This window comes from Klebsiella sp. CN_Kp066 (assembly GCF_040065135.1).
Taxonomy (GTDB): domain Bacteria; phylum Pseudomonadota; class Gammaproteobacteria; order Enterobacterales; family Enterobacteriaceae; genus Klebsiella; species Klebsiella oxytoca.
In genome coordinates this window covers 51,812-65,540 of the sequence record NZ_JBEAIU010000041.1, presented here as the reverse complement: position 1 = coordinate 65,540, position 13,729 = coordinate 51,812, and the positions used below count along the sequence as shown (strand labels likewise).

The window sequence follows — 13,729 nt, the reverse complement described above, 5'->3', positions numbered from 1 at the left end:
CTCAGGTGCCTGATACTAAAGGTAGCGGATAATAGCATTTTTTGATGTTTTAGCATTCAGTGTTTTTTTTGCTTTTAAATGCGATTATTCCACAAGTATCGGTGGTAATTTTGTAAAGCTGTGATCTATAAAACTTTTCTTCATAATGAGTGATAATCACTCAGCTAAATTTTTAAGAATGGTAACAATATGAAATACAAGAAGTTAGTTGCAGGAATGTTTTTACTGGCCGGCAGTCAGGTGGCCCAGGCGGAGCAAATCGGCTCCGTGGATACGGTATTTAAGTTTCTTGGTCCGGATCATAAAATCGTCGTGGAGGCCTTTGACGATCCGGATGTCCAGAACGTGACGTGCTACATCAGTCGCGCGAAAACCGGCGGAATTAAAGGCGGGTTAGGCCTGGCGGAAGATACCTCTGATGCCGCAATTTCCTGTCAGCAGGTGGGGCCCATTGAGCTGACGGATAAAATTAAAAACGGGAAAAAGCAGGGCGATGTGGTATTCCAGAAACGCACCTCGCTGGTTTTTAAAAAGCTGCAGGTCGTGCGTTTTTATGATGCGAAACGCAATGCGCTGGTCTATCTGACTTATTCAGATAAAATCGTTGATGGCTCGCCGAAGAATGCGCTTAGCGCCGTGCCGATTATGCCATGGAATAAATAACAGGGAACGCCGATGCAACAACCGCGGATCTGGTTGGTGGAAGATGAGCTCAGCATTGCCGATACGCTTGTCTACATGCTGCAACAGGAAGGATTTATCGTTACGGCGTTTGAGCGCGGGCTACCCGCTCTGGATGCCGCCCATCATCAAATACCCGACCTGGCGATCCTCGACGTCGGGCTGCCGGATATCAGCGGTTTTGAGCTATGCCGTCGTCTGCTGGCCCGCTATCCGGCGTTGCCGGTGTTGTTTCTGACGGCCCGCAGCGAAGAGGTGGATAAGCTGCTTGGCCTGGAAATCGGCGCCGATGATTATATCGCCAAGCCCTTTTCCCCTCGTGAAGTGTGCGCCAGGGTGCGCACCGTCCTGCGGCGGCTGCAAAAATTTGCCGCGCCTTCACCGCTGCTACGGGTAGGGGAATTTACTCTGCATGACGCTGCAGCTCAGGTTACGTGGTGCGGACAGCCCCTGAATCTGACCCGCTATGAGTTTTTATTATTAAAAACGCTGCTTCACTCTCCCGGCCGCATTTTTTCTCGCCAGCTGCTGATGGAGCAAGTTTGGGGCGACGCGAACGAGAGCTTCGATCGCACCGTGGATACCCATATCAAAACGCTGCGCGCGAAGCTGCGAGAAGTTAACCCCAATATCTCCCCTATTAGTACGCATCGCGGCATGGGATACAGCCTTGGAGGTTAGTGATGCGCATCGGAATGCGGCTGCTGCTGGGCTATTTTTTGATTGTCGCTATCGCGGCCTGGTTTGTGCTTTCCATCTTTGTCCAGGAGATTAAGCCCGGGGTGCGGCGGGCAACGGAAGGTACGCTGATTGATACGGCCACCTTGCTTGCCGAGTTGGCCCGCGAGGATTTACTCTCCGCCGATCCCCAGCATGGGCGGCTGGCCCAGGCTTTCCAGTCGCTTCATCGACAACCGATTAACGCCAATATCGCCGGCATTAATAAAGTGCGTAACGAATATCATATCTATCTGACTGACGTGCAGGGCAAAGTGGTATTTGATTCGGCGGGCAAAGCGGTGGGACAGGACTATTCGCGCTGGAACGATGTCTGGCTCACTTTACGCGGTCAATACGGGGCGCGCAGTACCCGCAGCGACCCGAACGACGACGACAGCTCGGTGATGTATATTGCCGCGCCGGTGAGCGACAATGGCCGGATCATTGGCGTGCTGAGCGTTGGAAAACCCAATCTGGCCATGGCGCCGGTAATCAAACGCAGCGAGCGCCGTATTCTGTGGGCCGGAGGCGCGCTGCTGGGTATCGCGCTACTGATCGGCGCCGGGATGGTGTGGTGGATTAATTTCTCCATCGGCAAGCTGGTTCGTTACGCGGACTCCGTGACCGCCGACCGCCCGGTTCCGTTGCCGGATGTCGGCGGCAGCGAACTGCGTAGGCTGGCGCAGGCGCTGGAGAGTATGCGCCTTAAGCTGGAAGGAAAAAACGCCATTGAAAACTACGTGTATGCCTTGACCCATGAGCTGAAGAGCCCGCTGGCGGCGATTCGCGGCGCGGCAGAAATTCTCCAGGAAGCGCCTCCGCCTGAGATCGCCGCGCGTTTTACCCGTAATATCCTGGCGCAGAATGCGCGTATGCAGTCGCTAGTAGAAAATTTACTCCAGCAGGCCCGACTGGAGAATCGGCTGGAGATCGCCAGGCGTCCCGTCTCTGTAGCGGCGCTTTTTCGCCGCCTTGCCGAGGAGCGAGAGATCGCGCTGGCGGCGAAAAACCTCAGGCTACGCTGGCAGGAGACAACCCTGACGGTTGAGGGCGATCGCGAACTTTTGGCGCAGGCGTTGGGCAATCTCCTTGATAACGCTATCGATTTCACTCCTGTGGAAGGAGAGATCCTGCTTGGCGCGGAAGAAAACGATGGCGGCGTACTCTTGACCGTAAGCGATACGGGAAGCGGTATTCCAGACTATGCGCTGGGGCGTATTTTTGAGCGTTTCTACTCACTGCCGCGCGACGATGGACATAAAAGCAGCGGCCTGGGGCTGGCATTTGTGCGTGAGGTTGCGCGCCTGCATCAGGGGGATATTCAGCTGATTAATCGCCCTGAAGGCGGGGCGTGCGCTTTGCTGAGACTTCACGCTCACTTCACATAGCTTCAAACTCTCCCCACATAGCCTCATTAAGGTGAGCGCATCACTAAGGAGAGGGCTATGTTGAAATCACCACTATTCTGGAAAATGAGCACCCTGCTGGGATGTATTTTACTGTTGTCGATCCCGCTGATGATTGTCAGACAGCTGATCGACGAACGCGCGGATTATCGTAGCGACGTCATTGAGGCTCTGGAGAGCAGCACCAGCGGGGCGCAGAAGCTGGCCGGGCCGCTCATCGCCATTCCCGTAACCGAGACGTTGACTCGGGTTGAGGGCAAAAAAACGGTCGAATATCAGAACCAATGGGTGCATTACTGGCTGCCGGAGACGCTGGCGGTTAACGGTAATCAGGACGTTGAATCCCGGCGGGTCGGTATCTATGAAGGGCAAATCTGGCACAATAATCTCAGCATCAAGGCGCATTTTGACCCGGCACGAATCACGGCGCTCAGGAAAAGTACGATTGCGCTGGGGAGGCCATTTCTGGTCGTTAGCGTTAGCGATGCGCGCGGGATTGGCGAGATTAAGGCTCCTGAGGTCAACGGCGAGACGCTGTCCGTTGAGCCAGGGCCCGGCACTGGCGAGAGCGGAGAGGGCATTCATATGCCAATGCCGCTGTTGTTACCTGAACAAAAAGCGCTGGATATTGAATTCACACTTAATCTGAATGGTAGCGGCAGCTTCTCGGTGGTACCGCTTGGGCGCAACAGCACGCTACAGCTAACCAGCAACTGGCCGCATCCGGGATTCCTTGGCGATTTTTTACCCGGCAAGCGTGAGGTTAGCCCAACAGGCTATAGCGCACAGTGGCAAAGCACCTGGTTTGCCAACAATATGGCCAGGTTTTTTGTCGATGACCGGGAAATTGAGTGGCGTCAGCTACCTGCATTCAACGTGAATGTCACCACGCCTGCCGATCAATATCAGCTGACCGACAGGGCGACAAAATATGCCATTCTATTGATAGCACTGACATTTATGGCGTTCTTTGTGTTTGAAAGTTTAACCCTTTATCGTATGCACCCCATGCAGTATATGCTGGTGGGGCTGTCGCTGGTTATGTTCTATCTGGTGCTGCTGGCGCTGTCCGAACATATCGGCTTTACGTCATCATGGATTGCCGCCAGTTTGATCGGCGCGCTCATCAATGGCGTGTATCTTCAGGCGGTGCTGAAAGGGTGGCGGAATAGCTTCCTGTTCGTCTGTGCGCTACTGCTGCTGGATGGCATTATGTGGCTGCTGCTGCGTTCGGAAGATAGCGCATTATTGCTGGGTACCGGTGTGCTGCTGCTGGCGTTAAGTGCGCTTATGTTCCTGACTCGCCATGTTGACTGGTACGCGTTATCTCTGCCGAAAGCCAAAGATAATCAGCCATGCGTTGGCGATGATGTTGGCGATGATGACGATAAGCTCAGGATCTGGAAATAAAAAAACGGCGCGAATAGCGCCGTTTTTACGTTATGACAGCAAGAAAAACGGAGTTATTCCTGCAGGTCGCCACAGAAGCGGTACCCCTCGCCATGAATGGTGGCGATAATTTCCGGGGTGTCCGGAGTGGACTCAAAATGCTTACGAATGCGACGGATGGTCACGTCCACGGTACGGTCGTGCGGCTTCAGCTCACGGCCGGTCATTTTCTTCAGCAGTTCTGCACGCGACTGGATTTTGCCCGGATTTTCGCAGAAGTGCAGCATGGCGCGGAATTCACTGCGCGGCAGCTTATACTGCTCACCATTTGGGCTTACCAGCGAACGGCTATTGATATCCAGCTCCCAGCCGTTGAACTTATAGCTTTCCACGCTGCGGCGTTCTTCGCTCACGGTACCCAGGTTCATGGTACGGGAGAGGAGGTTGCGAGCGCGGATCGTCAGTTCACGCGGGTTGAACGGTTTAGTGATATAGTCATCGGCGCCGATTTCGAGGCCAAGGATTTTATCCACTTCGTTATCGCGACCGGTGAGGAACATCAGCGCGACGTCCGCCTGCTCACGCAGCTCGCGTGCTAACAGGAGACCATTTTTGCCTGGCAGGTTGATATCCATGATCACCAGGTTGATATCATTTTCAGACAGGATCTGATGCATTTCCGCGCCATCGGTCGCTTCGAATACATCATAACCTTCTGCTTCGAAAATACTTTTTAACGTGTTGCGTGTTACCAACTCGTCTTCAACGATAAGAATGTGCGGGGTCTGCATGTTTGCTACCTAAATTGCCAACTAAATCGAAACAGGAAGTACCAAAGTCCCTGACCTGCCTGGTGCATGTCGCAAATTAACATGCCCGGCGTAACATGACTAAAGTACGTAATTGCGTTCTTGATGCACTTTCCATCAACGTCAACAACATCATTAGCTTGGTCGTGGGTACTTTCCCTCTGGACCCGACGGTGTCAAAAACGGCTGTCATCCTAACCATTTTAACAGCAACATAACAGGCTAAGTGAGGCATGACACCCAATAAAACTACGCTTCGTTGACATATATCAAGTTCAATTGTAGCACGTTAACAGTCATGTGAAATCATTGCATCTAAACCGGATTCACACTCACAATTCATACCCTGCTCAATTAGTTGCAATGAGAAAATAATAAACGTGGTGAATCCAAAGCTTCAAAACGTATTCGGGCATAAATCTCATTGCCAAACATACGGATAAAGCTGTTCTGTTAACATACTCTGTGTCATGGTGCCTTGGGAATAGTTTAGTTTTTTTTATGGGTGATAAAGCTCAAATTTAGTGATTTTTGTTGCAAATTTGTAAATTTACGGCGCGTAAAATGAAGGGGTGAATTGTCATTTCCACGCCTGGAAAAGCAAAAGAGAGAACGAATGCGTTTATCAATAGTATTAGTGTCCCCGGCGCGGGCAGAAAACGTGGGTGCGGCAGCCAGGGCAATGAAAACTATGGGGTTTAGCGATATGAGGATCGTCGATAGCGAGGCTCATTTGCAGCCTGCCGCGCGCTGGGTCGCGCACGGCTCCGGCGATATTCTCGATAATATTCAGACTTATGCCACTCTGGAGCAGGCGCTCCACGATGTCGATTTTACCGTCGCCACGACGGCCCGCAGCCGGGCTCGTTTTCACTACTACGCGACGCCGCAGCAGCTTTTACCGCTACTGGAAGAGAAAGCGCAGTGGATGAATCATGCCGCGCTGGTATTTGGCCGTGAAGATTCCGGTCTGACCAATGAAGAGCTGGCGCTTGCCGATGTGCTGACCGGCGTGCCGATGGCGGCAGACTATCCTTCGCTGAATCTGGGGCAGTCGGTGATGGTATATTGCTATCAGCTGACCTCTTTGCTGCAAAAAACCACGACCGTAGCCCCAGGCGTCGATGACAATCAGCTGCAGGCGTTACGTCTACGCACGCTCGATCTGCTCAATCGCCTCGGCGTCGGCGACGATATAAAATTGACCGACTGGCTTCAGCAGCGAATAGGTCTTCTGCAGCAGCGAGACACCGCCATGCTGCATCGTTTACTGCATGATATTGAAAAAAACCTGCCAGAGTAAAATTCTGCCATGTTTTTTTCACATGGTTTTATATGCTAATAAACAACGCAGAAATGCGTAAATACGGATGAAGTATCAGGTCGTTGTGGCGTATTGGCCAGGTGCATAAAAACCGGCTAAAAGTAGAAATTCATTGACTTAAGTCGGCAGATACTTTAACCAATATAGGCACAGGACACAGACAGATAAAAATTACAGAGTACACAACATCCATGAATCGCATCGGCATGATCACCACGATTATCACCACCACTATTACCACAGGTAACGGTGCGGGCTGACGCGTACAGGAAACACAGAAAAAAGCCCGCACCTGAACAGTGCGGGCTTTTTTTTCGATAAAAAATCAAGGGGTCATAACCATGCGTGTGTTGAAGTTCGGCGGTACATCAGTGGCAAATGCAGAACGTTTTCTGCGTGTTGCCGATATTCTGGAAAGTAATGCCAGGCAGGGGCAGGTAGCGACCGTACTGTCTGCCCCGGCGAAGATCACTAACCACCTGGTTGCGATGATCGAAAAAACGATCGGCGGGCAGGATGCGTTGACCAATATCGCTGATGCCGAACGCATTTTCGCCGAACTTCTGCAAGGGCTCGCCGATGCTCAGCCGGGCTTTCCACACGCTCAGCTGAAAGTTTTTGTCGAGCAGGAATTTGCGCAAATCAAACACGTTCTGCACGGTATTAGCCTGCTTGGGCAGTGTCCGGATAGCGTTAACGCGTCCCTTATTTGCCGGGGTGAAAAGCTCTCAATCGCCATTATGGCCGGCTTGCTGGAAGCGCGCGGTCATAACGTCACGGTGATTAACCCGGTTGAAAAACTGCTTGCCGTTGGCCATTACCTTGAATCCACCGTAGATATCGCAGAGTCGACTCGTCGCATTGCCGCCAGCCAGATCCCGGCTGACCATATGGTGCTGATGGCGGGCTTTACCGCAGGTAACGAAAAGGGTGAGCTGGTGGTGCTGGGTCGTAACGGCTCTGACTACTCCGCAGCGGTACTGGCAGCCTGCCTGCGCGCCGACTGTTGTGAGATCTGGACCGACGTTGACGGCGTTTATACCTGCGACCCGCGTCAGGTCCCGGATGCGCGTCTGTTGAAGTCGATGTCCTATCAGGAAGCGATGGAGCTTTCCTACTTCGGTGCTAAAGTTTTGCACCCGCGTACTATCGCCCCCATCGCCCAGTTCCAGATCCCCTGTTTAATCAAAAATACCGGTAATCCGCAGGCGCCGGGTACCCTTATCGGCGGCAGCAGCGATGAAGACGATCTGCCGGTGAAAGGTATCTCTAATCTCAACAACATGGCGATGTTCAACGTCTCCGGTCCGGGGATGAAGGGGATGGTTGGCATGGCGGCGCGCGTGTTCGCCACTATGTCCCGCGCGGGAATTTCCGTCGTACTTATCACCCAATCCTCATCCGAATACAGCATCAGCTTCTGCGTGCCGCAGAGCGACTGCGCTCGGGCGAAGCGGGTAATGGAAGATGAATTTTATCTGGAGCTGAAAGAGGGGCTGCTTGAGCCGCTGTCGATCATGGAACGCCTGGCAATTATTTCGGTTGTCGGCGATGGCATGCGGACGCTACGCGGGATTTCCGCCAAATTCTTCGCTGCGCTGGCGCGCGCCAATATCAACATTGTGGCGATTGCACAGGGCTCTTCCGAGCGCTCCATCTCCGTTGTCGTCAGCAACGATGATGCGACTACCGGCGTTCGCGTGACGCACCAGATGCTGTTCAATACCGATCAGGTGATAGAAGTGTTTGTGATTGGCATCGGCGGCGTCGGCGGCGCGTTGATCGAACAGATTAAGCGCCAGCAGGGCTGGTTGAAGAGTAAACATATTGACCTGCGCGTTTGCGGGGTAGCCAACTCTCGCGCTTTACTGACCAACGTACACGGTCTGAACCTGGAACACTGGCGCGATGAGCTGGCGGAAGCCAAAGAGGCGTTCAACCTGGGACGACTCATTCGTCTGGTGAAAGAGTACCATCTGCTGAACCCGGTGATTGTCGACTGTACCTCCAGCCAGGCGGTGGCCGATCAGTATGCCGATTTCCTGCGCGAAGGCTTCCACGTGGTGACGCCGAACAAAAAGGCCAATACCTCATCGCTGGATTACTATCATCAGCTGCGTCATGCCGCGAGCAGCTCACGACGCAAGTTTCTCTACGACACCAACGTCGGCGCGGGGCTGCCGGTAATCGAAAACCTGCAAAATTTGCTGAATGCCGGTGATGAACTGCTGCACTTCTCCGGTATTCTGTCCGGCTCGCTGTCATTTATCTTCGGCAAGCTGGATGAGGGCGTAAGCTTCTCTGCCGCGACGAAGCTGGCGCGTGAGATGGGCTATACCGAACCGGATCCGCGCGACGATCTTTCTGGCGTTGATGTCGCGCGTAAGCTGCTGATTCTGGCTCGTGAAACCGGGCGAGAGCTGGAGCTGTCTGACATTATCGTAGAGCCGGCGCTGCCGGCGGATTTTGATGCCAGCGGCGATGTTGACAGCTTTATGGCGTGTCTGCCGTCACTGGATGATGAGTTTGCTTCACGGGTCGCTAAAGCGCGCGATGAAGGTAAAGTCTTGCGTTATGTTGGCAATATCGAAGAGGATGGCACCTGCCGCGTGAAAATTGCCGCGGTAGACGGCAACGATCCGCTGTTTAAAGTGAAAAACGGCGAGAATGCGCTGGCGTTTTACAGCCACTATTATCAGCCACTGCCGCTGGTGCTGCGCGGTTATGGCGCGGGGAATGATGTCACCGCGGCTGGCGTTTTTGCCGACCTGCTGCGTACCCTGTCATGGAAGTTAGGAGTTTAAGATGGTCAAAGTATATGCCCCGGCTTCCAGTGCCAACATGAGCGTCGGGTTTGACGTGCTGGGCGCGGCGGTAACGCCGGTCAACGGCACGCTGCTGGGGGACAACGTCTCGGTTGAAGCGGCGGCGAGCTTTAGCCTGCAAAACGTGGGTCGCTTCGCCAGTAAACTGCCGACGGCTGCGCAGGAGAATATCGTCTATCAATGCTGGGAGCGTTTTTGCCAGGAGATTGGCAAACAGGTACCGGTGGCGATGACGCTGGAAAAAAACATGCCGATTGGTTCCGGCCTGGGCTCCAGCGCCTGTTCCGTGGTTGCCGCGTTGGTGGCGATGAATGAATTCTGCGGTAAGCCGCTCAATGAGAGCCGAATGCTGGCGCTGATGGGCGAGATGGAAGGGCGGATTTCCGGCAGCATTCACTATGATAACGTCGCCCCTTGCTATCTGGGCGGGATTCAGCTGATGCTTGAGGAAAATGGCATCATCAGCCAGCAGATACCGGCATTTGATGAATGGCTGTGGGTGCTGGCCTATCCGGGGATTAAAGTCTCAACTGCGGAAGCGCGGGCCATTCTCCCGGCGCAGTATCGCCGTCAGGACTGTATTGCCCACGGTCGCCATCTGGCGGGCTTTATTCACGCCTGCTATAGCCGTCAGCCTCAGCTGGCGGCGAAGTTGATGAAAGATGTCATTGCCGAACCGTATCGTACCAAACTACTGCCGGGCTTCAGCGAAGCGCGTCAGGCAGCAATGGAAATTGGCGCGCAGGCGTGCGGCATATCCGGTTCCGGTCCAACGTTGTTTGCATTATGCGATAAACCGGAAACCGCGCAGCGCGTCGCCGACTGGCTGGCTACGCACTATCTGCAAAATAAGGAAGGCTTCGTTCATATTTGCCGGCTGGACACGGCGGGCGCTCGAGTAGTGGGATAACCAATGAAACTCTATAACTTAAAAGATCATAACGAACAGGTCAGCTTTGCGCAGGCCGTTACGCAGGGGCTTGGCAAGCATCAGGGGCTGTTCTTCCCGCACGATCTGCCGGAATTCAGCCTGACTGAAATCGACGAAATGCTGCAGCAGGACTTCGTGTCGCGTAGCGCAAAAATTTTGTCGGCATTTATCGGCGACGAGATCCCGCAGGAGGTTCTGCAAGAACGTATCGGCGCCGCCTTTACCTTCCCGGCACCGGTAAGTAAAGTGCAGGACGACGTCGGCTGCCTCGAACTGTTTCACGGTCCGACTCTGGCGTTTAAAGACTTCGGCGGCCGCTTTATGGCGCAAATGCTGACCCATATCGCAGGCGACAAACCGGTCACTATTCTGACGGCCACCTCGGGTGATACCGGCGCGGCGGTTGCGCATGCGTTCTATGGTCTGCCAAACGTCAAAGTCGTCATTCTCTATCCGCGCGGCAAAATCAGCCCGCTGCAGGAAAAGCTGTTCTGCACCCTGGGCGGCAACATTGAAACCGTAGCAATCGACGGTGACTTTGATGCCTGCCAGGCGCTGGTTAAGCAGGCATTTGATGATGAAGAGCTGAAAGCCGCGCTGGGTCTTAACTCGGCTAACTCAATCAATATCAGCCGCCTGCTGGCGCAGATTTGCTACTACTTTGAAGCCGTTGCTCAGCTGCCTCAGGAAGCCCGTAATCAGCTGGTTATCTCGGTACCCAGCGGTAACTTTGGCGATCTGACCGCCGGTCTGCTGGCTAAATCTCTGGGGCTGCCGATCAAGCGTTTTATCGCGGCGACTAACGCCAATGATACCGTACCGCGCTTCCTGCAGGACGGTAACTGGTCGCCAAAAGCGACTCAGGCCACGCTGTCTAACGCGATGGACGTCAGCCAGCCGAACAACTGGCCGCGTGTGGAAGAGCTGTTCCGTCGTAAAATCTGGCGTCTGAACGAGCTGGGCTACGCGGCGGTGGATGATGAAACCACCAAAAAGACCATGCGTGAGCTGAAAGCCATCGGCTATACCTCTGAACCGCATGCGGCGATTGCCTATCGCGCGCTACGCGACCAGCTGCAGCCTGGCGAATATGGCCTGTTCCTCGGCACGGCGCATCCGGCGAAATTTAAAGAGAGCGTGGAAGAGATTCTGCAGGAGACGCTGCCGCTGCCGAAAGAGCTGGCCGATCGTGCCGATTTGCCGCTGCTGTCGCATGATCTGCCGGCTGATTTTGCCGCGCTGCGTAAGCTGATGATGGGTTAAGCCTGATTCAGCGCTCCCCTCCTGCATTATCTGCAGCAGGGGAGCGTGTTTTTACTGCTCGTGGCGTTTAAAGACCAGTTCTCCGTTATCCGAAGCCTCGGCGTCAAAGAAATAGCCTTCACTATCAAAGCGGGTCAACTGCTCAGGCTTCGTTAAGCGATTCTCAATGATATAACGACTCATCAAGCCGCGCGCTTTTTTAGCGTAGAAGCTGATCACTTTAAACTTGCCGTTTTTCTCATCAAGGAATACCGGCTTAATCAGCTGGCCCTCAAGCCGTTTGGCTTTCACCGACCTGAAGTATTCATCAGAGGCAAGGTTGACCACGATATCGTCGCCCTGGGCTTTCAGTGCCTGATTCAGCTTATCGGTGATGACGTCTCCCCAATAGTGATACAGGTCTTTACCCCTCGCATTCTCAAGCTTAATACCCATTTCCAGGCGATACGGCTGCATCAGATCCAGCGGGCGCAGAACGCCATACAGGCCGGAAAGCATCCGCAGATGCTGCTGGGCAAAATCGAAATCAGCTTCGCTAAAGGTCTCTGCCTGCAGGCCGGTATAGACATCGCCCTTAAACGCCAGGATCGCCTGACGGGCATTGTCCGGGGTGAAGTCTGGCTGCCAGTCGTGGAAGCGGGTCGCGTTCAGATCGGCCAGCTTGTCGCTGATGCCCATCAGTTTAGCAATCTGTGGTGCCGACAGCTGGCGGGCAATGCCGATAAGCTCCTGAGAGTGTTCCAGCAGCTCTGGCTGAGTATAACGCGTCGTTGCCAGCGGACTTTGATAATCAAGCGTTTTGGCAGGTGAAATCAGAATGAGCATATCCAGTCCTTACGGGAAATTTTTGACGACTTTAGCAAAAAAACCTCAAGAGAGGATCGATAGCTGCGATTGCCGCGCTATTCGCGCGGCAGGTTATCCCAGGTTCCCGGTACCAGCTGTTGATGGATTTCAGGGTAGCGGGTGACGTCAAATTCCGGCCGCTGGCCCAGCTTGCGCTGCCGCAGGTAATCGCTGGCAATGATGCGCACCGTCGGCGACAGCAGCAGGATAGCCGTCAGGTTAGTTATCGCCATCAGCGCCATGATAATATCCGCCATCTGCCAGACTACCGGCAGGCTGACTACCGCTCCGGTGATGACCATGCACAGCGTCAGCAGACGCAGCAGCCAGATGTTGCGGAGGCTATCCATGCGCAGAAAGATGAGGTTATTCTCGGCATAGATATAGTTTGCGACGATCGAACTGAAGGCGAACAGCAGCACGATACAAGCGACAAAGCTGGCACCCCAGTCGCCGACAAGATTGTTCATCGAATGCTGGATAGCCTGAATACCGTTTGCCACCCCTTCATTGCCGTCTCTTGGCGCCAGCATAATGATCACGGCGCTGGCGGTACAGATGACGATGGTATCAATAAAGACGCCGATCATTTGTACGATCCCCTGCGCTGCGGGATGAGGTGGCCAGGAGGCAGCGGCGGCGGCAGAATTTGGCGTCGAACCCATACCCGCTTCATTGGAGAACATCCCGCGCTGAAAGCCGCTGGTGAGCGCCTGGCTGATGGTATAGCCCACCGCGCCTGCAGCGGCCTCCTGCCAACCGAAAGCGCAGCGGAAAATAATTTCAAAAATCGTCGGCAGGGCGCTGATATGCCACAAGCCAATGACCAGGCTGGCCATCACCCACAGCAAAGCCATAGCCGGCACGAGCCACTGCATCAACCGCGCTACGCCGCGAATACCGCGAATGATGACCAGTAGGGTCAGGGCCGCAAGCACGCCGCCGGTGATGACATCAGGTAAACGAAACGCATACTCCATGGCATGGGCAACGGAGTTGGCCTGGACGGTGTTAAAAATAACACCGTAGGCCAGCAGGAGAAGAATAGAGAACAGCACGCCCATCCAGCGCATGCCGAGCCCCCGGGCCATATACCAGGCCGGACCGCCGCGAAAGTGGCCGCGAGAGTCGCGCTCTTTATAAAGCTGCGCCAGAGAGCATTCGGCGAAGCTGCTGGCCATGCCGAGCAGCGCCGAGATCCACATCCAAAAAACGGCGCCCGGGCCGCCAGCGGCAATGGCCAGCGCAACCCCAGCCATATTGCCGCTGCCCACGCGCGCCGCCAGGCTCATGCACAGCGCCTGAAAAGACGTTAAGCCGCCGGGCTGCGGCTGAAGGCTCTTTTTCAGACTTTTGCTGAACTGGCGGATATAACGGAACTGAATATATTTTGTTCGCCAGGTAAACCAGACGCCAGCGCCCAGTAACAGGTAGATCATTACCGAGCCCCAAAGTATTTCATTGATAAACGACAGAAAATCAGGCATCAAGCATCCTCTTGCCCATATCGGCGCGCGAGTGTAAGCGCTACCAAT

13 protein-coding genes and 1 other annotated feature are annotated in these 13,729 nt (G+C 54.3%); of the genes, 10 read left to right on the top strand and 3 right to left on the bottom strand.

Features of this window, described 5'->3' with window-relative positions:
- Positions 1–189 precede the first annotated feature (189 nt).
- The 4 genes from creA to creD are packed head-to-tail and all read left to right on the top strand — an operon-like array spanning position 190 to position 4,217.
- Positions 190–663 carry a protein CreA gene (gene creA / locus ABLV75_RS16945; protein ID WP_004108431.1) on the top strand — a complete coding sequence of 158 codons (474 nt, stop codon included), beginning with the start codon at positions 190–192 and terminating at the stop codon, positions 661–663.
- Positions 664–675: 12 nt separating this feature from the next.
- Positions 676–1,362 carry a two-component system response regulator CreB gene (creB, locus tag ABLV75_RS16940; protein ID WP_004108429.1) on the top strand — a complete coding sequence of 229 codons (687 nt, stop codon included), beginning with the start codon at positions 676–678 and terminating at the stop codon, positions 1,360–1,362.
- A gap of 2 nt (positions 1,363–1,364) precedes the next feature.
- On the top strand, positions 1,365–2,789 hold the full coding sequence (gene creC / locus ABLV75_RS16935) for a two-component system sensor histidine kinase CreC (RefSeq protein ID WP_004108427.1): 1,425 nt from the start codon (positions 1,365–1,367) through the stop codon (positions 2,787–2,789).
- Between the two features lie 57 nt (positions 2,790–2,846).
- Positions 2,847–4,217 carry a cell envelope integrity protein CreD gene (gene creD / locus ABLV75_RS16930; protein ID WP_004108425.1) on the top strand — a complete coding sequence of 457 codons (1,371 nt, stop codon included), beginning with the start codon at positions 2,847–2,849 and terminating at the stop codon, positions 4,215–4,217.
- Positions 4,218–4,270: 53 nt separating this feature from the next.
- Here creD and arcA read toward each other — a convergent pair whose 3' ends face one another.
- Positions 4,271–4,987, bottom strand: a complete 717-nt coding sequence (gene arcA / locus ABLV75_RS16925; RefSeq protein WP_002887843.1) for a two-component system response regulator ArcA — start codon at positions 4,985–4,987, stop codon at positions 4,271–4,273.
- Positions 4,988–5,082: 95 nt separating this feature from the next.
- On the opposite strand from arcA, the gene yjjY reads away from it, so the two are divergent.
- The 6 genes from yjjY (at position 5,083) to thrC (ending at position 11,348) form a co-directional block, all read left to right on the top strand.
- Positions 5,083–5,223, top strand: a complete 141-nt coding sequence (yjjY, locus tag ABLV75_RS16920; protein WP_001541509.1) for a protein YjjY — start codon at positions 5,083–5,085, stop codon at positions 5,221–5,223.
- Between the two features lie 398 nt (positions 5,224–5,621).
- Entirely contained in the window at positions 5,622–6,308 is a 687-nt protein-coding gene (locus ABLV75_RS16915) for a tRNA/rRNA methyltransferase (RefSeq protein WP_004108423.1), read from the top strand.
- Positions 6,309–6,520: 212 nt separating this feature from the next.
- Positions 6,521–6,589 (top strand): thr operon leader peptide, encoded by a 69-nt coding sequence (gene thrL / locus ABLV75_RS16910; protein WP_004222578.1) that lies wholly within the window; start codon positions 6,521–6,523, stop codon positions 6,587–6,589.
- Positions 6,528–6,645: a sequence feature (Thr leader region), on the top strand. It overlaps the preceding gene by 62 nt.
- A 25-nt stretch (positions 6,646–6,670) precedes the next feature.
- On the top strand, positions 6,671–9,133 hold the full coding sequence (thrA, locus tag ABLV75_RS16905) for a bifunctional aspartate kinase/homoserine dehydrogenase I (protein ID WP_004108422.1): 2,463 nt from the start codon (positions 6,671–6,673) through the stop codon (positions 9,131–9,133).
- Between the two features lies 1 nt (position 9,134).
- Positions 9,135–10,064, top strand: a complete 930-nt coding sequence (gene thrB, locus ABLV75_RS16900; RefSeq protein WP_004108420.1) for a homoserine kinase — start codon at positions 9,135–9,137, stop codon at positions 10,062–10,064.
- 3 nt (positions 10,065–10,067) lie between these two features.
- The gene (thrC, locus tag ABLV75_RS16895) at positions 10,068–11,348 is read left to right on the top strand and encodes a threonine synthase (RefSeq protein WP_004108418.1); all 1,281 of its coding nucleotides are present in this window, start codon (positions 10,068–10,070) and stop codon (positions 11,346–11,348) included.
- 51 nt (positions 11,349–11,399) lie between these two features.
- Here the strand turns inward: thrC and yaaA are convergent, their stop codons facing one another.
- Together yaaA and ABLV75_RS16885 are read right to left on the bottom strand one after the other, a co-directional pair.
- The gene (gene yaaA / locus ABLV75_RS16890; RefSeq protein WP_004108416.1) at positions 11,400–12,173 is read right to left on the bottom strand and encodes a peroxide stress protein YaaA; all 774 of its coding nucleotides are present in this window, start codon (positions 12,171–12,173) and stop codon (positions 11,400–11,402) included.
- Positions 12,174–12,250: 77 nt separating this feature from the next.
- Positions 12,251–13,681 (bottom strand): sodium:alanine symporter family protein, encoded by a 1,431-nt coding sequence (locus ABLV75_RS16885; protein WP_004108414.1) that lies wholly within the window; start codon positions 13,679–13,681, stop codon positions 12,251–12,253.
- Between the last annotated feature and the right edge of the window lie 48 nt (positions 13,682–13,729).

Coding starts and splice junctions, on each gene's coding strand:
- creA (WP_004108431.1), top strand. CDS start 190: ATGAAATACAAGAAGTTAGTTGCAGGAATGTTTTTACTGGCCGGCAGT.
- creB (WP_004108429.1), top strand. CDS start 676: ATGCAACAACCGCGGATCTGGTTGGTGGAAGATGAGCTCAGCATTGCC.
- creC (WP_004108427.1), top strand. CDS start 1,365: ATGCGCATCGGAATGCGGCTGCTGCTGGGCTATTTTTTGATTGTCGCT.
- creD (WP_004108425.1), top strand. CDS start 2,847: ATGTTGAAATCACCACTATTCTGGAAAATGAGCACCCTGCTGGGATGT.
- arcA (WP_002887843.1), bottom strand. CDS start 4,987: ATGCAGACCCCGCACATTCTTATCGTTGAAGACGAGTTGGTAACACGC.
- yjjY (WP_001541509.1), top strand. CDS start 5,083: ATGACTAAAGTACGTAATTGCGTTCTTGATGCACTTTCCATCAACGTC.
- ABLV75_RS16915 (WP_004108423.1), top strand. CDS start 5,622: ATGCGTTTATCAATAGTATTAGTGTCCCCGGCGCGGGCAGAAAACGTG.
- thrA (WP_004108422.1), top strand. CDS start 6,671: ATGCGTGTGTTGAAGTTCGGCGGTACATCAGTGGCAAATGCAGAACGT.
- thrB (WP_004108420.1), top strand. CDS start 9,135: ATGGTCAAAGTATATGCCCCGGCTTCCAGTGCCAACATGAGCGTCGGG.
- thrC (WP_004108418.1), top strand. CDS start 10,068: ATGAAACTCTATAACTTAAAAGATCATAACGAACAGGTCAGCTTTGCG.
- yaaA (WP_004108416.1), bottom strand. CDS start 12,173: ATGCTCATTCTGATTTCACCTGCCAAAACGCTTGATTATCAAAGTCCG.
- ABLV75_RS16885 (WP_004108414.1), bottom strand. CDS start 13,681: ATGCCTGATTTTCTGTCGTTTATCAATGAAATACTTTGGGGCTCGGTA.